At 72.5% G+C, this 18,917-nt stretch carries 14 protein-coding genes and 1 pseudogene; 5 read left to right on the top strand and 10 right to left on the bottom strand.

Annotated features, from left to right (window positions below; translation table 11 throughout):
- Window positions 1-264: 264 nt before the first annotated feature.
- A complete protein-coding gene (locus PV419_RS30800; RefSeq protein WP_319694529.1) occupies window positions 265-633 on the top strand; it encodes a hypothetical protein in 369 nt (122 codons plus the stop codon).
- Between the two features lie 155 nt (window positions 634-788).
- Here the strand turns inward: PV419_RS30800 and PV419_RS30795 are convergent, their stop codons facing one another.
- Entirely contained in the window at window positions 789-1,970 is a 1,182-nt protein-coding gene (locus PV419_RS30795) for a Cmx/CmrA family chloramphenicol efflux MFS transporter (protein ID WP_319694527.1), read from the bottom strand.
- A 407-nt stretch (window positions 1,971-2,377) separates the two neighbouring features.
- A pseudogene (locus tag PV419_RS30790) lies at window positions 2,378-3,397 on the bottom strand (PH domain-containing protein); the annotation flags it as partial.
- Window positions 3,398-3,405: 8 nt separating this feature from the next.
- Here PV419_RS30790 and PV419_RS30785 point away from each other — a divergent pair.
- Window positions 3,406-3,639 (top strand): TetR family transcriptional regulator C-terminal domain-containing protein, encoded by a 234-nt coding sequence (locus PV419_RS30785; RefSeq protein WP_319694545.1) that lies wholly within the window; start codon window positions 3,406-3,408, stop codon window positions 3,637-3,639.
- A 46-nt stretch (window positions 3,640-3,685) separates the two neighbouring features.
- Here PV419_RS30785 and PV419_RS30780 read toward each other — a convergent pair whose 3' ends face one another.
- From PV419_RS30780 to iolC, 8 genes are all read right to left on the bottom strand, one after another.
- Window positions 3,686-5,773 (bottom strand): FUSC family protein, encoded by a 2,088-nt coding sequence (locus tag PV419_RS30780; protein ID WP_319694525.1) that lies wholly within the window; start codon window positions 5,771-5,773, stop codon window positions 3,686-3,688.
- 144 nt (window positions 5,774-5,917) lie between these two features.
- A complete protein-coding gene (locus PV419_RS30775) occupies window positions 5,918-6,373 on the bottom strand; it encodes a hypothetical protein (protein WP_319694523.1) in 456 nt (151 codons plus the stop codon).
- Window positions 6,374-6,518: 145 nt separating this feature from the next.
- Entirely contained in the window at window positions 6,519-9,401 is a 2,883-nt protein-coding gene (locus PV419_RS30770) for a hypothetical protein (protein WP_319694521.1), read from the bottom strand.
- Window positions 9,402-9,550: 149 nt separating this feature from the next.
- Window positions 9,551-11,047 (bottom strand): CoA-acylating methylmalonate-semialdehyde dehydrogenase, encoded by a 1,497-nt coding sequence (locus PV419_RS30765; protein ID WP_319694520.1) that lies wholly within the window; start codon window positions 11,045-11,047, stop codon window positions 9,551-9,553.
- A 37-nt stretch (window positions 11,048-11,084) separates the two neighbouring features.
- Window positions 11,085-12,968 (bottom strand): 3D-(3,5/4)-trihydroxycyclohexane-1,2-dione acylhydrolase (decyclizing), encoded by a 1,884-nt coding sequence (gene iolD, locus PV419_RS30760; RefSeq protein ID WP_319694518.1) that lies wholly within the window; start codon window positions 12,966-12,968, stop codon window positions 11,085-11,087.
- On the bottom strand, window positions 12,965-13,897 hold the full coding sequence (gene iolB, locus PV419_RS30755; RefSeq protein WP_319694516.1) for a 5-deoxy-glucuronate isomerase: 933 nt from the start codon (window positions 13,895-13,897) through the stop codon (window positions 12,965-12,967). Before iolB ends, iolD begins: the two co-directional genes overlap by 4 nt.
- 74 nt (window positions 13,898-13,971) lie before the next feature.
- Window positions 13,972-14,859, bottom strand: a complete 888-nt coding sequence (locus PV419_RS30750) for a deoxyribose-phosphate aldolase (RefSeq protein ID WP_319694514.1) — start codon at window positions 14,857-14,859, stop codon at window positions 13,972-13,974.
- Between the two features lie 114 nt (window positions 14,860-14,973).
- Window positions 14,974-15,921, bottom strand: a complete 948-nt coding sequence (gene iolC, locus PV419_RS30745) for a 5-dehydro-2-deoxygluconokinase (RefSeq protein ID WP_319694513.1) — start codon at window positions 15,919-15,921, stop codon at window positions 14,974-14,976.
- Window positions 15,922-16,444: 523 nt separating this feature from the next.
- Here iolC and PV419_RS30740 point away from each other — a divergent pair.
- The 3 genes from PV419_RS30740 (at window position 16,445) to PV419_RS30730 (ending at window position 18,913) form a co-directional block, all read left to right on the top strand.
- Window positions 16,445-17,362: a sugar phosphate isomerase/epimerase gene (locus PV419_RS30740; RefSeq protein WP_319694511.1), complete on the top strand. Its 918-nt coding sequence runs from the start codon at window positions 16,445-16,447 to the stop codon at window positions 17,360-17,362.
- Window positions 17,363-17,426: 64 nt separating this feature from the next.
- Window positions 17,427-18,446, top strand: a complete 1,020-nt coding sequence (locus tag PV419_RS30735) for a Gfo/Idh/MocA family oxidoreductase (protein ID WP_319694510.1) — start codon at window positions 17,427-17,429, stop codon at window positions 18,444-18,446.
- Between the two features lie 260 nt (window positions 18,447-18,706).
- A complete protein-coding gene (locus PV419_RS30730; RefSeq protein ID WP_319694508.1) occupies window positions 18,707-18,913 on the top strand; it encodes a helix-turn-helix transcriptional regulator in 207 nt (68 codons plus the stop codon).
- Window positions 18,914-18,917: the final 4 nt, after the last annotated feature.

Below are 18,917 nucleotides of genomic sequence, written 5' to 3'. Positions count from 1 at the left end.
ACGACAACCGCACACGCGACCGCCCCTTCCTCAGCGGCCATCCACCCCGGTGACCCATGGGACGGATGTTCGCTTTCCTGTCTGCCCGGTGGCCGTGCGGGCGCGCCGCGCCCGTGGAAAAGCGGATACGGCGACGCTCCGCATCGCCAGGACGGAAGGCGATTCCTCCCCGGCGTGAACGCCGGGGCATCCTCGCCAGAACCAGGTGAATTTCAACGGGTCCGGCGGGTCGAGGTAATGACGGCACCGCGTAGCGCTCTGCCCGTGGCGCTGGAATGGCTCACCGGTCGGCACGCGGAAAGCCGACCGGTGAACGGTGGGCGGGGCGGTGCGGCCGCCTTGGAGTATCTCGCCGAGCGCATACAGGCCGGCCTGGATGACCGCACCCGCACGCATCTGGTCAACTTTGCCATCCGGGTGGGTGTCCGGCGCCTTGCGGACGCGTCGGTCTGGCTGGGCGCGGTGGACGAGACCCAGGCCGCCACGGTGGCTGACCAGCAGGCGCGACTGCTCGGCAGCGTGCAGTGCAGCCTGGTCACGGGTGATGTCGGCACGGCGGCGGCAGCGCTGCGTCAGATGGCGGGGACCTATGACCGGCTCTGCACTGCTATGGCCTCACCAAGCACGACATAGCGCTCGACGTTCACGTCGGCCATCTCAGCGCAGGCTGGTCCGGTCGTAACGGCGGTAAGCAGTAGACAGCGTGCGCCCGCCGCTCGACGCCAGCGGTCCACGGTGTCCCGCACCCTGGGCAGGCCGCCCCCACAGCTGGGCGGGGGCGGCCGGGCTCAGACCGCCGCCGCCACCGGGGCCTCGCGTCGCGCCTCGCGGCGGCGCAGGACGGCCCCCAGGCCGAGCGTGGCCAGCGCGACGAGCATCATCAGCGCGCTGGTCCACACCGGCGAGCGGAATCCGAGACCCGCGTCGATGGCGAGCCCGCCGAACCACGGGCCTGCCGTGTTGCCGACGTTGAACGCCGCCGTGGTGAACCCGCCCGCGAGGGTGGGGGCGCCGCCGGCCAGGTAGAACGTGCGCGAGGTCAGGATCGGCGCGATGCCGAACGCGAGCAGGCCCTGGACGAAGACCAGTGCGAACACGGCCACCGCGGCGCCGGCCGTCAGGGCCAGCACGGCCCAGCCGAGCGTCAGCGCGCTCATGCCGGTCAGCAGGATCAGCTGCGGCCGGACATCGGCGATCCGGCCCCCGACGGTGATGCCGATGAACGCGCCCACGCCGAACAGCACCAGCATCGCGGGCACCCACCCGGCGCCGTAGCCGCCGACCTCGGTCAGCAGCGGCGCGAGATAGGTGAAGGTGCAGAAGGTCGCGCCCTGGACCAGGGCGTTCATGGCGTAGGCGGTCAGCAGCTGCCCGCCGACCAGCGAACGCAGCTCGGCGCGCAGCCCGGCCGAGGGCGCGTCGGGGCGACCGGCCGGGATCGAGGCCAGGACGGCGGCGACGCCGACGGCGGACAGCACGGCCACCGCCCAGAACGCCGACCGCCAGCCCCACAGCTGACCCAGCACGGCTCCGCCGGGCACGCCCGCCACACAGGCCACTGTGACCCCGCCCACGACCACGGACATCGCGCGGGCCTTTTTGTCCGGCTCGACCATGCTGACCGCGGCCCCGGCGGCCACCGCCCAGAAACCGGCGTTGGCGAGCGCGCCGACGATCCGGGTCGCCAGCAGCACGCCGTAGTCGCCCGTGACCGCCCCGACGACATGGGCGGCGGCGAACGTCACCAGGAACGCCACCAGCGCGGTCCGCCGTGGCCAGCGCAGGGTCAGCATCGCGAGCAGCGGCCCGCCGACGACCATTCCGATGGCGAACGCCGAGGTCAGAAAGCCCGCCTGGGGGATGGAGACCCCGAGGTCGGCGGCGATGTCCGGCACCAGTCCGGACAGCATGAACTCAGAAGTGCCTTGGGCGAATACGGCCAGCCCGAGCATGTAGACGGCAAAGGGCATACGGGAACTCCCCGAGTGAAAGTAACGGAATCTGCGAGCGGGCAGCGTTCGCCGAGGGGAGGGTTCGCCAGGTGCGCTCGCCAGGAGGCGTCACCGCACGCGGGAGAGGCGTGCGCGACGGGAAGGAGCGCGAGGGAAAGGTGTGGGAATCGAGTCCGGTCGGAGTCGTCCGCTGCCCATGATGCGGAGATCCGGCCGCCGGGGCGGCGCCGTGGCGGCCGCACGGCCTCAAGAGGGCCGGTGTGTGCGGCTCATCGGCGGTACTGCCACCGGACGCGGCCGGTGGCTAGGGTCTGTCGGACTCCGGGCTGCTCATGATCCCGCACCGTAGCAGCCCCGTCCACACCTCTGCCACGTAGATACCGGTGGGTTCATCGGTGGGGCCGCCATCGGGGCGGCCCCGCCGGTCACCGTACGAGGAACTCGTCGAGGATCCCCGGTGCCGCCGCGTGCGCGAACGCAGCCGCCTCCCCAGCCGCCATATCGGGGATGCGATAGCCGTCCTCGCCCGCGGCGACGGCCGCCGTCACGGTCATGACCCCGGCCCGACGCGACATCGGGGTGTCGGTGAACGTCCAGGCCAGCACGGCCCGGCGGTCCAGGGCGACCGTGTCGCGGCTGAAAGGGCCGGAGCGGATGAGCAGATGGCCGTCGTGACCGCCCGCCAGGCCGTGGCCCAGTGCGCGGTACGCGTCGCGCGCCAGGGCATAGGCGACGGGGGTCGCGACGAGGAGGAAGCCCCCGGCGCAGTACAGCAGTACGGGCGTCAGCAGCGCCCCGAGCACGGCGAGAGCGACCGTCACCGGCGCCACGGCCCACACCATTCCGCGCACGACCCGCCGGCGGAGCGCGGCGCGCGGGTGCCCGGTCAACTCCGGCCGGTCGAAGAGCGCTTCGCCGATGGGCGCGTGAGCAGGCCGGGCGGACGAGAGAGGCCGCGCCGGCGACGCAGGCCGGACGGGCGACGCAGGCCGGACGGGCGAGACGGGCGGCGCGGACGAGGCGGGCCGGGCCCGGGCTGCCGGGGCGTGCCGGCCGCGCGGCGCGCCGGGGCGCGCGAGCATGCCGGTCAGCACCCGCAGAGCCTCCGCGCGCGGGGCGGGCGGGAGCACCGTGCTGCGCGTACGGTTCTCCTCACGGGTGCCGAGGCCGCTCGCCACGGCCCGTACGGCCGCGCCGCCGCCCGTGCGCAGCAGCATCGGCTCGCGCAGCACCGCGCCGCGCAGCCGGGCCCGCTCGATGGAGACCGAGCGGGTGGTGAGCAGCCCGCGCCGCACCCGCAGGGTGCCCTCGTCCGCCCACTCCAGGCGGTACCGCCACCAGTTCTCGGCGTACAGGGCAACCGCGCCGACGCTGCCCACGGCGGCCACGGCCAGCAGAGCCAGCGGGATGGTCAGCCACAGGAAGCTGTTGCCGAAGTCCTCGAAGGTCGGCCCTGCGCGGCTTCTTCGCCGACCAGTTGAAGGCGGCCATCGCCCGGGGGGAGGTCCCCGCGGACCGGGATCCCGTCCGCGAGGCGACGCTGCTGATCGCCCTGACCGAGGGGCTCTCCAGTGAGGTGTTGATGGAGACCTACCCGCCGCAGGACGCCCTGGCCCTGGTCGAGGAACATCTGGCGCGCCTCTTCAGCGGCACCGGTCAAGGCCCTGCGCACGAGGTCCCCACATGACGCTCCGCGCAAGGCCCCGCGCGACGTCCCCGCGTGAGGCCGGGCGCTAAGTGTGCCCGCCCCGACCGGGCTTGACCGCGAGGGCCTGCGGCAGATCGTCCAGCGCCTCCACCAGCAGCTCGGCGCCGCGCACCGCCACCCCCGGCCGCTCCGCCTCCTGATCCTGCCACCGCTCCAGGGCCTCGTGCACCGGGCCCCACTCGGGCGCCCGGCGCTCCCGTACGGCCGTGACCGCTCCCGGCAGCGCCCCCCGCAGCGCCGCCGCGAACTCCTCGGCCTCCTTGGACGCGGGCGCTTCCGGGGCGGGCAGATGCGCCTCCACCAGCATCGTGACCCGCCCCACCGTGGACAGCGCCGTCTGCGCCGCGCGGGCCGCGCCGCGGGACAGCCCGCGGTGGCGCACCGGCTCCTGGTGGGCCCGCGCCTCGCCCTGCTCCCAGGCCGCCCGCGCCGCCCGCGCGTCCAGCAGCGCCTCCCGCACCTGGCGGGGGCGGCGGTCAGCGGGGCGGGCGTGCGCGTCGAAGACGGCGACGGCGTAACGTCCGTTCGTCTCCAGCCAGTCGGCCAGCCGGTCCCGCAGCAGCGGCGTCTCCCAGGCGGGGAAGACGACATACGCGGCCATCGCCAGCACCCCGCCCAGCAGGGTCAGCGCAACCCGTGCCGCCACCGTCTGCGACCAGCCCTCGCCCGCGATGCCCAGCAGGAAGACGACATACCCGGTCACGCAGGCGGAGGCGACGATGAAACCGGTGCGCAGCAGGAGGTAGAGCGCGGCGGCACAGACCACGGCCAGCGCGGCGCTCACATACGGACCGGGGTGGGCCAGCGCCATCACCGCACCGCCGAGCACCACGCCCCCCAGGGTGCCCATGAAGCGCGCCACGCCGCGCGAGAAGGTCTGGCCGAAGTCAGGCCGCATCACCATCACCGAGGTGAGCGGCGCCCAGTAGCCATGGCCGAACGGCAGCGCTGACCCCAGCAGATAGCCGCAGGAGGCGACAGCGGACACCCGCACGGCGTGCCGCAGCACGGGCGAGGACCAGCGCGCCTCGCGCCGCAGGGCGCGCAGCGCCACCGGCACCATGCCGGGGACGGTGGGCCGGGGCAGATACCGGCGGTCCTTGGCCCCCTCGGCCGTCACGGCCTCCACCGGCTCGTCGGAGGACTCCACGACATCCGCCACCAGCGCCATCAGCCGCAGCGCGGCCCGGCGGCCCGCGCCGCTGAGCATCGGCCCGGTCGGAGGCACCTCCAGCACCGCCATGGCGTCCGGCGGCAGCAGCACCGGCTTGCCCCAGCGGATCGCGTGCGCCACGGCGTCCAGCACGGTCGCCGTCGCGCCCAGCAGGGCGAGCGCCCGGTCGCGCTCGGGGCCCTCGGGCGCGGCGCCGACCACCGGGTCGGCGAGCGAGGCCAGCACCGGCCGGATCCGCTCGGCCAGCAGCCGGTAGCCGCGCAGCTGGCGCGGGCGCCGCCGGGCCTGGCGAGGCGTCAGGGCGGCGGCGCTCCGGGCCTCCATCAGCGGCTGCGGGTCGAACGGCGCCACCGGGTCGTGGCGCAGCCGGCGCGCGTAGTCGGCCACCGCGGCGAGCGCGTCCGCGAGGGCGTCGCGCTGCACCCCCCACGGCCGGACCGGGAACAGCACGATCAGCGCGGCCTGCACCACTCCGCCGAACCCGATCAGGGCGGCGTGCTGCAGGGCACCCAGCGCCGAGGTCGGAAGGGTGACGGTGACCAGCATCACCGCGACCATCTGGGTGGACACCAGCCCGGACACCGGGCCGACCGCCCACGCCATCCCGGTCAGCAGCGTCCAGGCGGCGACCATGACCAGGAAGGTGACGGTGTGGGCGGCGGCCAGATAGCCGAGGAACGTGGACACCGCGAGCCCGCCCGCGGCGGCCAGCGCCAGCGCGGGGCGCGGCCGCCAGCTGCGCTGGAAGGTCGCGATCCCCGAGGAGAAGGCGCCGAACGCGGAGGAGACGGCGAGCGTCGGCGAGCCGAGCCACATGGTCAGGCCGATGACCAGCGCGACCCCACACGCGCCGCGCACCGCGACCAGCGGTTCCAGCCTGGTGCGCTCGATCGCAAGCCCGCCGCGTGCGGTCGCCTTCAAGGCGTGTGACCAGGTCATACGCCGAGACTACGGCCTTGATCCGCTGAAGCTGAACCAGTCGTTCCGCACTGGTTCATCACACCTGCCGCATCACACCCGCCGCATCACACCCACCGCGTCACACCCGCGGCATCGCCTCGTCCGCTTCGCGTCCGCGCGTCATCAGCCCTCGATGCCGCACTCGACGTTCAGAAGCTTCATCGGCTTGCTGCCGTCGAGGTCCACATACGCGGTGAAGGACGCGGTCTGCGGCGAGCCGTCCCAGGTGGTGGTGATCGTCGCCCAGCCCACCCGCGCCGACTGGGCCGTGGTGACCGCCCCGACCTCGATGTCCCGCGGCGTGTTCTGCGCGCACAGCAGCACATCGAAGCCCGGGTTCTCGGCGGCCTTCTCCTTGAGCTGGTCCGAGACCAGGTGCTTACGCTCCCAGGCGGTCGGGCCGTGGTTGCCGTAGAAGCCCTCCAGGAAGTGGTGGATCTCCTCCGCGGTGTAGCGGCCGTTGGGGTCGGTCTGCGCGGACGCGGCCGCGGGCGAACCGGCGGCGAGGACGAGACCGAGGCCGAGCGCGGCCACGCAACCCCCGGCGAGGGCGGTCGAACGACGAAGAGTACGAAGCATGAGATTTCCCCCTGTGCAGTGCTGTGTCAGCCTGTGTGCGTGCTTGTGACCATTGATCGGTCGAACATCAAAAGAGACCCGCGCGGAGATCGGAAGGTTGCCCTGTCGCTGTGCAACAGGGGCGTAACAGCGCGGCGTCCAGGTGTCAGCCGTCCTTGGGGCAGGCGAACTCGTCCTTCGGCCCCCAGCGTTCGATGCGGCCGGTGTTCTGCGCGAACGCGCCGCAGAACAGGACCGGTTCGGAGCCCTTGGCCGTGTGGTGCAGGATCACCAGCGGCTTGTCGCGGGAGGTTTTGGCGCCGCGCCCGAAGTCCAGGTAGCCACTGGCCCCTTCCTTGTTGATGCCGTTGTCGAGGCTGATCTGCACATTCGACCGCTCCACCCCGCCCGTGCTCGCAAACGCCTCGTTGGCCGCGGCGGCCATCAGCTGCATCGCGTCATGGGCCAGCGCCGCCCGGCCGTCGTTGCGCCACAGGTCCTTGGCGCCGAACACCGCGGCGTACTGGGCGTTGAACTCCTTGGTGATGTCGCTGCCGCGCGGATGCCCGGCGGGCAGCACATGGGCGGCGTGGTAGAGCCGCAGCCACGGCCGGTCCTCGTACTCGCCGGAGAGGGCGGCGGTGGTGAGCTCATTGCCGCCCAGGACCGTCAACTTCCGCCCCTCGCAGGAGGTGTCGTCCCCGAAGACATCGAGGAACGCGGTGAACTCGCGCGCCCGGGAGGCCCAGTACAGAACCGTGCGGGGCCGCTCCTTGATCCGCTCACACACCGCGTCGGCCACGTCCTCGATGCTGTCCTTCCGCGAGACGCGGTCGCTGCCCGGCTCCGGGGCACCGCCGGACCGGCCGCCGGGCGCATACTCCAGCTTGGACCAGTCCCCGCCGAACTGCGCGGCGAAGCGATCTCCGATCTCGTTGCTGTACAGGTCCTGGGGGTCCTGGACCACCACCGCCGCCTCGGCCGGGGCGCACCGGCCCGAGCCGCTGTCCATGATGTTTCCCCGGTGGGCGAAGTCGGCCTCGATCCGCGCCTCGCGGCTGTTGGTCGGCGCCACGCGGCGGTAGTAGCGGCTCACGTCCATCGCGTCGGCCGTGGCCGTGGTGCCGACCACGGGAATCTTCGCCCTGCCCAGCTCGCGGATGGCCGCCTGGGTCTGCTTCAGACTCTGTGAGAAGCCCACCACGCCGATGATGCCGGAGTCCTTCCGCCCCGCCTCCTCGACCACCTGCCCCGCGCGGCTCTCGGCGTCCTTGAACCCCTCGCCCGCGTTGAGCATCCGCACGCGCAGCCATACCTTCCGCGAGTCGTTCCTCGCTTCCTCGTTGAGCGCGCGCTGGGCCAGCGCGATGCCGCGCAGTTCCGGCACGGCGCCGTTGTATCGCTGGCCCTCCTGGTCCCTGGCCACCTCCGCCCCGATGTGCACGACCGTGCGGGCCTCGGCTCCGCGCCGCCGCACCGCGTCGGCGACCCGCTCGTTCTCCTTCTCGATCATGAGCGCCGCGGCCTCGTACTGCTGCCGGGGCGGCGCCGCGCTCAGCTCCGCCCGGCCCGAGAGCGGGCCCCCGGCGACGCCGCCGAGACAGGTCTCGTCCTCGCCACCCGGCATCTTGGGGATCAGCCACGACGCCAGCACGCCCAAGACGGCCACCAGCGCCACGCCCTCCAGCACCACCTCGGTGACCGGGCCCATCCGGAAGTCCGGCGGCGAGACCGGACCCGAGCGGGGCGCGGAACGCGGTCGGGCGCCCGGAGGCAGCGGCGCCACCGGCACCAACGGCGCCAGCAGGGGTTCGAGGTCGCCCTCGGGCGCCCCGGCCGCGTGGTCCAGCGCCGAGGCGGCGTCCGACAGCCTGGCGCAGCGCTCCCCCGGCGCCGCCGTCCCGGCCGGGCCCGTGGCCACCACCACGACGGCCGCGCATGCCAGCTCCTCGGCCGCCGGCCCGTACTCCCGCAGAAAGCGCGCCGCCGGATCGCCGCTTCCGCCGTCCGCCAGCTCCAGCAGCACGGTGAAGCGGGTGGCCCTCCGGCGCCGCCACGGCGAGATCCGCCCCGGTCGAACGGCGGCCTTCAGATCCGCCAGCAGGGCGCGCAGCAGAAGCTGCTCCAACTCGTCCCGCGCCTCGCCCCCCGTTCCCCCGCCCGTCCCGTCCCCCGTTCCGTCCCCCGTTCCGTCCTGCAGCGCTGCCGACTCCACCAGCTGTGCGGCGCTGCCGAAGAACTCCTCGGCGCGCCGTCCATGGCCGATCTCCCGCCAGTCGGCGAACCACCCGGTGGTGTCCGACCACAGCAGCCGACGGGTGCGCCGGCGCGCCCACCACCAACGCGGAAAGACCTGCAGCAACGGGCGGGCGACGGCGCCCAGCGCGAGCCCGATCCAGCCGGGGCTCTGCGCGGCGCCACCCTGTGCGGCGCCCTGCGCGGTCGGCGGATCACCGCCGCCCAGCCGCCACAGCGCCCGCAGCACCGGGCCTCGTTGGCGACGCCCCTCATAACAGCGGTCGCGCAGCTGCTCGCCGGTGAGCGGCGCGGCCTCGGGCCCCTGCTCCAGGGCGCACTCGACGACATCGCGCATCAGCTGGAAGTCCCGCAGGCGCAGCCGCCCGGTCCTGGGCGGGACGTCCTCGCCCAGCCGCTGCCCGACGGCCAGCGTCAACGGACGGCCACCCCGCGCGGCACGGGCGGCCTCCGCCGCTCCCAACGCCGCGTACGGCACCAGTTTGCCGCCCCGCTCGCGGCGCAGACACCGCTCCAGACCGCGCATGGCCCGGTGCGCCCGCCCGCCCGGATCACCGCCCGGACCACCACCCGGACCACCACTCGGATCACCACCCTGACCGGCGCCCTGACCGGCGCCCGGATCGCCGTCCCCCTCGCCGCCCTCCGCGAGCAGCACCACCGGCGGCAACACATCGCGCGACAGGGCCCGCCGGTCCTCCGGCGCCACAGCCCGCTTGAACGCCCCCATGAAATCCTCGGCGCCGTCCCCCTCCAGGAACCTCGCGCCCGCCGCGCGCCCTCTGCCCGCCACCGGCATCCCCCAAGTCCCTCCGCGCGCCCGTCCCCCGTGCGCGATGTCCGTTTGCAATCCCCTTCCTTGATACACACGAAACCTCCCGCCGGATCCATACCGGCGGGAGGCTTCACCCGAACGAGTGCTCGATCGAAACCGACGGGCTCTCAGTGGTTCTTCGGGAACCCGAGGTTGATGCCGACCTCCTCCGACGGCTCCGGCCAGCGAGTGGTGATGACCTTGCCGCGGGTGTAGAAGCGCACCCCGTCGTTGCCGTAGATGTGCTGGTCGCCGAAAAGCGAGTCCTTCCAGCCGCCGAAGGAGTGGTAGCCGACGGGCACCGGGATCGGCACGTTGACGCCGACCATGCCCGCCTCCACCTCCAGCTGGAAGCGGCGGGCGGCGCCGCCGTCACGGGTGAAGATGGCCGTGCCATTGCCCCACTTCGAGCTGTTGATCAGCTCGATCGCCTCGTCGTAGGTCTCGGCGCGGACCACGCACAGCACCGGGCCGAAGATCTCGTCGCGGTATGCGTCGGCGGTGGTGGGGACCTTGTCCAGCAGCGAGACGCCGATGAAGAAGCCATTCTCGTGGCCCTCAACCATGTATCCCGTCCCGTCGACCACGACCTCGGCACCCTGCGCGGCGGCGCCGTGCACATACGAGGCGACCTTGTCGCGGTGCTCCTTGGTGATGAGCGGGCCCATCTCGGAGGCCGGGTCGTCGCCGGGGCCGATGCGGAGCCTGGCGGCGCGGTCGGCGATCTTCTTCACCAGCTCGTCGCCCGTGTCGCCCACCGCGACCACGACCGACACGGCCATGCAGCGCTCGCCGGCCGAGCCGTACGCCGCGTTGATGGCGTTGTCCGCGGCGAAGTCCAGGTCGGCGTCGGGCAGTACCAGCATGTGGTTCTTGGCGCCGCCGAGCGCCTGCACCCGCTTGCCGTGCTCGATGGCCTTGGACTGGATGTACTTGGCGATCGGCGTGGAGCCGACGAAGCTGACCGCGGCGATGTCCGGGTGCTCCAGGAGCCTGTCCACGGCCACCTTGTTGCCGTTGACGACGTTGAGCACACCCTCCGGCAGGCCCGCCTCGCCGGCCAGCTCGGCCAGCCGCCAGGAGGCCGAGGGGTCCTTCTCGCTGGGCTTGAGCACGAAGGTGTTGCCGCAGGCGATGGCCACCGGGAACATCCACATCGGCACCATGGCCGGGAAGTTGAACGGCGTGATGCCGGCGACCACGCCGAGCGGCTGGCGGATCGAGGCGACGTCGACCCCGGTGGAGACCTGGGTGGACAGCTCGCCCTTCAGCTTCTCGGCGATGGAGCACGCGAGCTCGACGATCTCCAGCCCGCGGGCCACCTCGCCGAGGGCGTCGGAGTGCACCTTGCCGTGCTCGGCGGTGATCAGCCGGGCGATCTCGTCGCGGTGGGCGTCGAGCAGTTCGCGGTACTTGTAGAGGATCGCGGTGCGCTTGGTCAGCGAGGTGGTGGCCCAGGACGCGCAGGCCTCCTTGGCGGCGGCGACGGCCGCGTCCACCTCGGCCACGGAGGCGAACGCCACCCGGGTGTCCTGCGCGCCGGTCGCAGGGTTGTAGACCGGGCCGAACTCTCCCGACACGCCCTCGACGGGCTTGCCACCGATCCAGTGGTTGACGGTCTTCATGGGTGCGGAGCCTTTCTCTTCAGTCACAAGTCGGCGGTCAGAGGTGGCGGCGGCGGGCCGCGGCCTGCCGGTCGTAGGCCTCGCGCGCCTTGACGGCTGCCGGGCGGGTCGCGGTCTGGGCGACGGGCACATCCCACCACGCCTGCGCGGCGGGCGCGCCGGACACTGTGTCGGCTGTTTCGGTCTCCACATAGACACATGTGGGCCGCTTTGAGGCGCGCGCGGCGGCCAGCGCCTCGCGCAGCTCGGCCACGCTCCCGGCGCGGATCACCTCCATGCCGAGCGAGGCGGCGTTGGCGGCCAGGTCCACGGGGAGCGGGTCGCCGCTGTACGTGCCGTCGGCGGCGCGGAAGCGGTAGGCGGTGCCGTAGCGCTCACCACCGGTCTCCTCCGACAGGCCGCCGATGGAGGCGTAGCCGTGGTTCTGGATCAGCACGATGTTGATGTTGACGCCTTCCTGGACCGCGGTGACGATCTCGGTCGGCATCATCAGGTACGTACCGTCCCCGACCAGCGCCCACACCGGGCGGTCGGGTGCCGCGAGCCGGACGCCGATGGCGGCCGGGATCTCGTAGCCCATGCACGAGTAGCCGTATTCGAGGTGGTACTGGCGCGGCGAGCGGGCCCGCCACAACTTGTGCAGATCTCCGGGGAGCGAGCCGGCGGCGTTGATGACGACGTCCTCGTCGCCGACGATCTGGTCCAGGGCGCCCAGGACCTGGGCCTGGGACGGCCGGGCGGACTCGTCCCCGGCGGCGTACGCGGCGTCGACCCGCTGCTCCCAGCTCGCCTTCCCGGCGGCGTACTCCGCCTCGTACCCCTCCTCGACGCGGTGCCCGGCCAGCGCCTGGGTGAGCGCCTCGAGCCCGGCGCGGGCGTCGGCGACCAGGGTCGTCGCGCTCAGCTTGTGCGCGTCGAACGGCGCGATGTTGAGGTTGAGGAAGCGGACCTGGGGGTTGGCGAAGAGGGTCGCGGAGGCGGTGGTGAAGTCGCTGTAGCGGGTGCCCACGCCGATGACCAGGTCGGCGGTGCGGGCGAGGTCGTCCGCGACGGCGGTGCCGGTGTGTCCGATGCCGCCGATGTCGGCGGGATGGTCGTGGCGCAGCGAGCCCTTGCCCGCCTGGGTGGAGGCGACGGGGATGCCGGTGGCCTCGACGAGCGCGCGCAAGCTCTCCTCGGCCTCGCTGTGGTGGATGCCGCCGCCCGCGACGATCAGCGGCCGCCGGGCGGAACGCACGGCCCGCGCGGCCACGGCGAGCTCGGCCGGGTCGGGCGCCGGGCGGCGTACGTGCCAGACGCGGTCGGCGAAGAACTCCTCGGGCCAGTCGAACGCCTCGGCCTGGACGTCCTGCGGGAAGGCGAGGGTGACGGCGCCCGTGTCAGCTGGGTCGGCGAGCACCCGCATGGCCTGCAGCGCGGCCGGGATCAGCGACTCGGGACGGACGATCCGGTCGAAGTAGCGGGAGACCGGCCGCAGGCAGTCGTTGACCGACACATCGCCCGCGGAGGGAACCTCCAGCTGCTGCAGCACCGGGTCGGCGGGGCGGGTCGTGAAGATGTCGCCGGGCAGCAGGAGTACGGGCAGCCGGTTGACGGTGGCCAGGGCGGCGCCGGTGACCAGGTTGGTGGCCCCCGGGCCGATGGAGGTGGTGACGGCCTGGGCGGCGAGCCGGTTGGACTGGCGGGCGTAGCCGACGGCCGCGTGCACCATGGCCTGCTCGTTGCGGCCCTGGAGGTACGGCATGGCGTCCTGGCCGGTCTCGAGCAGCGCCTGGCCGAGGCCCGCCACATTGCCGTGGCCGAAGATGCCCCAGCAGGCGTTGATGAGGCGCTGCCGCTTCCCGTCGCGCTCGGTGTACTGGTGGGCCAGGAACTCCACCAGGGCCTGGGCCGTGGTGAGCCTGCGGGTGGCTCCACTCATCGTGTGTCTCCCGTGGGGGCGTCGTAGAGGGGGAGTCGGGGGTCGACGGGCTGGTCGGGCCAGGTGGCGCGGATCCAGGCGTGATCGGGGTGGTCGCAGATGAGCCAGTCGCGGTCCCGGCCGGGGCCCGCCATGACATTGAGGTAGTACATGTCGTGGCCGGGGGCGGCGATGGACGGGCCGTGCCAGCCGTCGGGGATCAGGACCAGGTCGCCGGAGCGGACCTCGGCGAGCACGTCCGTGCCGCGGCCGCGGCCGGAGGGGGAGACCCGCTGGTAGCCGATGCCTTCGCTGCCGTGCGCCTCGGCGATCTCGAAGTAGTAGATCTCCTCCAGCTCGGACTCCTCGCCCGGGCGGCATTCGTCGTGCTTGTGCGGCGGGTACGAGGACCAGTTGCCGCCCGGGGTGAGGACCTCGACCGCGATCAGCTTGTCGCACTCGAAACCGCCACGTGATTGTCCGCCTCCGGCCGGGGCGGCCGCGGCGAAGTTGTTCACCTGGCGCGAGCAGTTGCCGCTGCCGCGCAGCTCGACGGGGACGGCCGAGGCCGGTCCGTAGCGGGCGGGCAGCCGCCGCTCGCAGCGGGCGCCGGTGAGCGCGAACCGCCCGCCCGCCGCGCTGGCGATCTCGGCGTGCGCGTCGCGCGGCAGATACGCGAAGTCGCTGACGCCGCTGAACACGCTCTCCCGGCCGTGCAGTTCGAAGGTCTGGCCCTCCGTCATCACGCTGCAGCCGCCGCTCAGCGGCAACACGATCCACTCGCTGTCGCCGGTGGCCAGCTGGTGCGAGCCGCCGGGCGGCAGGTCGAGAACGCGCAGCGAGGAGTAGCCCCATCCGGCCCGCGCGGGGTCGATGTCCACGGCGTACGGTCCGGCGGCCGCCTTCCCGGCCCGCAGATGGAAACTGGTGGAAGGGTCGGTAGTGGTCATGTCGTCAGTCTCCGCCTTGTCAGCGCCTTGTTCCGTGCTTGCCGCGTTCCGCGCTTGCTGCCTGGGCGCGGCCGTCACAACAGGCCGACGGCCGTATCGACGGCCTGCTCGACGCTGCCCTCGGCCGGGTAGAGCAGCGCGCGGCCGACCACCAGGCCCTGGACGGTGGGCAGTCTCAGCGCCTTGCGCCACTTCTCGTACGCGCCCTCCTGGTCCCGCGGGCTCTTGCCGACGTCCCCGCCGAGCAGCACCGCGGGCAGCGTGGAGGTCTCCATGACGGCGGCCATGTCGTCGGCGTCGTCCGTGACCGGCACCTTCAGCCAGGTGTACGCCGAGGTCCCGGCGAGCCCCGAGGTGATGGCGATGGACTTGGTGACGGCCTCGGCGCTCAGGTCGTTGGTGACCTTGCCGTCGATCCGGCGGGAGATGAAGGGCTCGACGAAGACGGGCAGCCGGCGCTCGGCCATCTCGTCGATGGCTCTGGCCGTGGAGAGCAGGGTGGCCAGCGAGCCCTCGTCGGAGTAGTCGATGCGCAGCAGCAGCTTGCCGGCGTCGAAGCCGAGCCGGGCGATGTCCTGGGGGCGGTGGCCGGTGAAGCGGTCGTCGAGTTCGAAGGAGGCCCCGGCCAGACCGCCGCGGTTCATCGAGCCCATCGCGATCTTGTTGTCGAGGGCGCCGAGCAGCAGCAGGTCCTCGAGAATGTCGGCGGTGGCGAGCACTCCGTCGACGCCGGGGCGGGACAGCGCGACGCACAGCCGCTCCAGCAGTTCGGACCGGTTGGCCATGGCCAGCTTGTGGCCTCCGACGGCGAGGGCGCCGCGCGCGGGGTGGTCGGCGGCCACGATCATCAGACGGCCGCTGTCGCCGATGAGGGGGCGCCGGACGCGGCGGGCGGCCGCCTCGGCGATGGCCTCCGGGTGCCGGCTCCGCACCTTGACGAGGTCGGAGATGCTGATGCTCAAGACGTGCTCCTCGCAGTCGCATTCATGAGATCACCCCATCCCCTCTGGTCGCGCGGCCTGGGACGGCCGGGGTCGAGGGGCGAGTGATCAAGAGAAGGGGTGGCTGGTCACCGGTCAGTCCCCGGCGAGCAGGGCCTCGACCTCGGCTTCGGTGGGCATCGCGGAGGAGCAGGCGAGGCGGGACGCCACGATGGCGCCCGCGGCGTTGGCGTACCGCATGATGCGCTCCAGGTCCCAGCCGGACAGCAGGCCGTGGCACAGTGAGCCCCCGAACGAGTCGCCCGCGCCCAGGCCGTTGACGACCTCGACGGGGACCGGCGGTACCTCGGCCGTGGTGCCGTCGCGGTGTACGGCGAGTACGCCCTTGGGACCCTGCTTGACGACGGCCAACTCCACCCCCGCCTCCAGCAGGCTCTCGGCGCAGGCCGCGGGGACCCGCACGCCGGTGGCGATCTCACACTCGTCGAGATTGCCGACGGCGACGGTGGCGTGGCGCAGCGCCTGGGCGTAGTACTGGCGGGCCTCGGCCGGGTCGGGCCAGAACATCGGCCGCCAGTCCAGGTCGAAGACGGTCGGGCCGGCCTTGGCGCGTGCCTCCAGCGCGGCCAGGGTGGCGGCGCGGCTGGGCTCTTCGCTGAGGCCGGTGCCGGTCATCCAGAAGATCCGGGCGGCGCGCACGGCGTCGAGGTCCAGTTCGCCGGGGCGGATCTCCAGGTCGGGGGCTTTGGGCCGACGGTAGAAGTACAGCGGGAAGTCGTCGGGCGGGAAGATCTCGCAGAAGGTGACGGGGGTGGGATAGGCGTCGACCGGGGTGACCCAGCGGTCGTCCACGGAGAACTCGCGCAGCGCCTGGTGGATGTACTCGCCGAAGGGGTCTGCCCCTGTGCGGCTGATCACCGCGGTGCGGCGGCCGAGCCGGGCGGCGGCCACCGCGACATTGGTCGCGGAGCCGCCGAGGAACTTGCCGAACGTCTCGACCTGCGGCAACGGGACGCCGATCTGCAGGGGATAGATGTCCACCCCGATCCGGCCCATGGTGATCAGGTCGTACGGCTCACTCATGCGTACCCCTTCAGGAAAGACGCAGCTCAGGCTCACGGTCCGCGCATCGCCCAGGCGGCTGTGGCCCTCCAGGTCTAGAGGTGTTTCCCATCCCCTGTCAAGCATTTGTCCTTACATTCGGACCTATCGAGGATCACCGCGAGTGGCGTTATCGCCTCGCTACATCCAGACGAAAGGTTGTCATGACAATCCTTGACAGCCGGCCGCCCCGGGGAGTTGGCTCCCCTTCACAACGGCCGTGTCATGGCGGCCGGGGCCGAACCGGCCGCACTCAAGCATGAGCTCGCACAGGTCCGCGGGGTCGATGTGGAGGAGCTCCCCGAGACGGTGCAGACCCCCCTCCATCTGAGATCCTGATCTGGCATCCTGACCGGACGTCCGAATGTCCTGACGAAATCTTGACGGATGACCATCCAGGCCACGAAGCTGCCCAAAACAGCATGACCCGGGCACCACAGCTCACCACCCGCACCGCACGCCCCCCTTCCCCGGTCGACGACGACCGGCGAGAGGAGATCGCTCCATGACTCCCGCCTCCCCCGTACCCGCTCTGGATCGCATCCGGGTCGGCTCCGCCCCCGACTCCTGGGGGGTGTGGTTCCCCGACGACCCACAGCAGGTCCCCTGGCAGCGCTTTCTCGACGAGGTCGCCGAGGCGGGCTACGAGTGGATCGAGCTGGGCCCGTACGGCTATCTGCCGAGCGACCCGGCGCGGCTCGCCGAGGAGGTCGGCCGGCGGAATCTGAAGGTCTCGGCCGGCACGGTCTTCACCGCCCTGCACCGCGGCCCCGGCGTCTGGGACGCCACCTGGGAGCACGTCTCCCAGGTCGCCGGGCTCACCCAGGCCATGGGCGCCCGCCACCTGGTCGTCATCCCCTCCTTCTGGCGGGACGACAAGACCGCCGAGCTGATCGAGCCCCCGCGGCTGACCGCCGAGCAGTGGCGCGACCTGTCCACCGGCATGGAGCGGCTGGGCCGCCAGGTGCGCGAGCGCTTCGGGCTCGACATCGTGGTCCACCCGCACGCCGACACCCACATCGACGGAGAGGAGAACGTCGCCCGCTTCCTCGACTCCACCGACTCCGACGTGGTCAACCTCTGTCTGGACACCGGCCACTACGCCTACTGCGGCGGCGACAGCGTCAAGCTCATCGAGACCTACGGCGAGCGCATCGGCTATCTCCACCTCAAGCAGGTCGACCCCGAGATCCTGGCCGATGTCGTGGGGAACGAGGTGCCCTTCGGACCCGCCGTCCAGCGCGGGGTGATGTGCGAGCCGCCGAACGGCGTCCCCGCCCTCGAACCGGTGCTGGCCGCGGCCCAGAAGCTGAACGTGGACCTGTTCGCCATCGTCGAGCAGGACATGTACCCCTGCCCGCCCGACAAGCCGTTCCCGATCGCCCAGCGCACCCGCCGCTTCCTGCGCTCCTGCGGCGCCTGACCCGCACCCACCACCCTCCCCCACCCGAACACCGGGACACCGGAACAGAAAGAGAAGACACACCATGACGCAGCAGGGGACGCTCGGGGTCGCCGTCATCGGGACCGGCATGATGGGCGCCGACCACGTCCGTCGGATCAACGACGTGGTCAGCGGGGCGCGGGTGACCGCCGTCGTCGACATCGACGAGGCGCGCGCCAAGCATGTCGCCCACAGTGTCGAGGGCGCGCAGGCCTACACCGACCCGGCCGCCGCCATGGCCGCGCCGGACGTGGACGCGGTGCTGATCGCCTCACCCGGCCCGGCCCACGAGGCCGCGCTGCTGACCGCCTTCGAACACGACCTGCCAGTGCTGTGCGAGAAGCCGCTCACCCCGGACCCGGCATCGGCGCTGCGCGTGCTGGAGGCCGAGCAGCGGCTGGGCCACCGCCGGGTCCAGGTCGGCTTCATGCGCCGCTATGACAGCGAGTTCATGAAACTCAAGTCGCTGCTCGCGGGCGGCGAGCTCGGGCGTCCGCTGCTGCTGCACTGCCGCCACCGCAACGCCTCCGTGCACTCCTACTTCACCAGCGACATGCTCATCACCGACTCGGTGGTGCACGAGATGGACCAGTCCCGCTGGCTGCTGGAGCAGGAGATCACCGCGGTGACCGTGTTGCGCCCGACCCCCAGCGCGGACGCCCCCGGGGGGCTCAGCGACCCCCAGTTGGTGATCTTGGAGACCGACGGCGGCGCGATCGTCAATGTCGAGATCTTCGCGACCTGCGGCTTCGGCTACCAGGTGCAGGCCGAGGCGGTCTGCGAGCGCGGCACCGCGCGGGTCGGCGACGCCCACGGCATGCTGATCAACCGCGCGGGCGGCTGGGGCGGCGAGATCGCCCCCGACTTCGTGGCCCGCTTCGAGGAGGCGTACGACCGCGAGGTGCAGGCCTGGGTGAACGCCACCCGGCGCGGCGAGGTGGAGGGCCCCAGCGCCTGGGACGGCTATGCCGCGGCCGCCGTCAGCGCGGCGGGGGTCCGGGCCCAGACCACGGGGGAGCGCACGGCCGTCGAGATGATCGAGCGCCCCGCGTTCTACGCCTGAGCCACCCGGCGGTTCCGCACCCGAGTCACTCGGCGTTCTTCACCCTGAGTCACTCGGCGTTCCGCGGCTGAGTCACTCAGGTGTCACGGCCGTCACATCTCGGCGATCCTTCCGTCACAGCCCTTCAACAACGCCTATCCGGGCGTCACTCACCGTCGTTGACCGGGCACAGGCTGAGTGATCACAGGCGGTCGCGCCGCAGCTCCTCCAACGGCCCCTGGCGGACCGTGACTGCGGCGCCCGCAGGAAGGGCGCGAGAGATGACCGACCGGAGGCTTTGGTCGTACAAGGAGATCGCCGCGCACATCGGTGTGCGGACGGACACCGTACGGTCCTATCGCAAGCACGGCCTGCTGCCGCCCCCCGATCTCGTGGAGGGCGGCAAGCCGTATTGGTACGCGGACACCATCCGGACCTGGGTGACCCTCAGACCCGGCAACCGCTCCCGGCGGGAACCCGAAGCCTAGGGGC

Origin of the sequence: Streptomyces sp. ME19-01-6 (assembly GCF_033793745.1) — a bacterium.
Classification (GTDB): domain Bacteria; phylum Actinomycetota; class Actinomycetes; order Streptomycetales; family Streptomycetaceae; genus Streptomyces.
Note: the sequence above shows the minus strand (reverse complement) of the source record. Positions and strands in the feature narration are given on the sequence as shown.

Bases quoted from the DNA above. Each gene is read 5' to 3' on its own strand.
- PV419_RS30795 (WP_319694527.1), bottom strand. From the start codon at position 1,970: ATGCCCTTTGCCGTCTACATGCTCGGGCTGGCCGTATTCGCCCAAGGC.
- PV419_RS30730 (WP_319694508.1), top strand. From the start codon at position 18,707: ATGACCGACCGGAGGCTTTGGTCGTACAAGGAGATCGCCGCGCACATC.
- iolD (WP_319694518.1), bottom strand. From the start codon at position 12,968: ATGAGTGGAGCCACCCGCAGGCTCACCACGGCCCAGGCCCTGGTGGAG.
- PV419_RS30735 (WP_319694510.1), top strand. From the start codon at position 17,427: ATGACGCAGCAGGGGACGCTCGGGGTCGCCGTCATCGGGACCGGCATG.
- PV419_RS30775 (WP_319694523.1), bottom strand. From the start codon at position 6,373: ATGCTTCGTACTCTTCGTCGTTCGACCGCCCTCGCCGGGGGTTGCGTG.
- iolC (WP_319694513.1), bottom strand. From the start codon at position 15,921: ATGAGTGAGCCGTACGACCTGATCACCATGGGCCGGATCGGGGTGGAC.
- PV419_RS30740 (WP_319694511.1), top strand. From the start codon at position 16,445: ATGACTCCCGCCTCCCCCGTACCCGCTCTGGATCGCATCCGGGTCGGC.
- PV419_RS30780 (WP_319694525.1), bottom strand. From the start codon at position 5,773: ATGACCTGGTCACACGCCTTGAAGGCGACCGCACGCGGCGGGCTTGCG.
- iolB (WP_319694516.1), bottom strand. From the start codon at position 13,897: ATGACCACTACCGACCCTTCCACCAGTTTCCATCTGCGGGCCGGGAAG.
- PV419_RS30765 (WP_319694520.1), bottom strand. From the start codon at position 11,047: ATGAAGACCGTCAACCACTGGATCGGTGGCAAGCCCGTCGAGGGCGTG.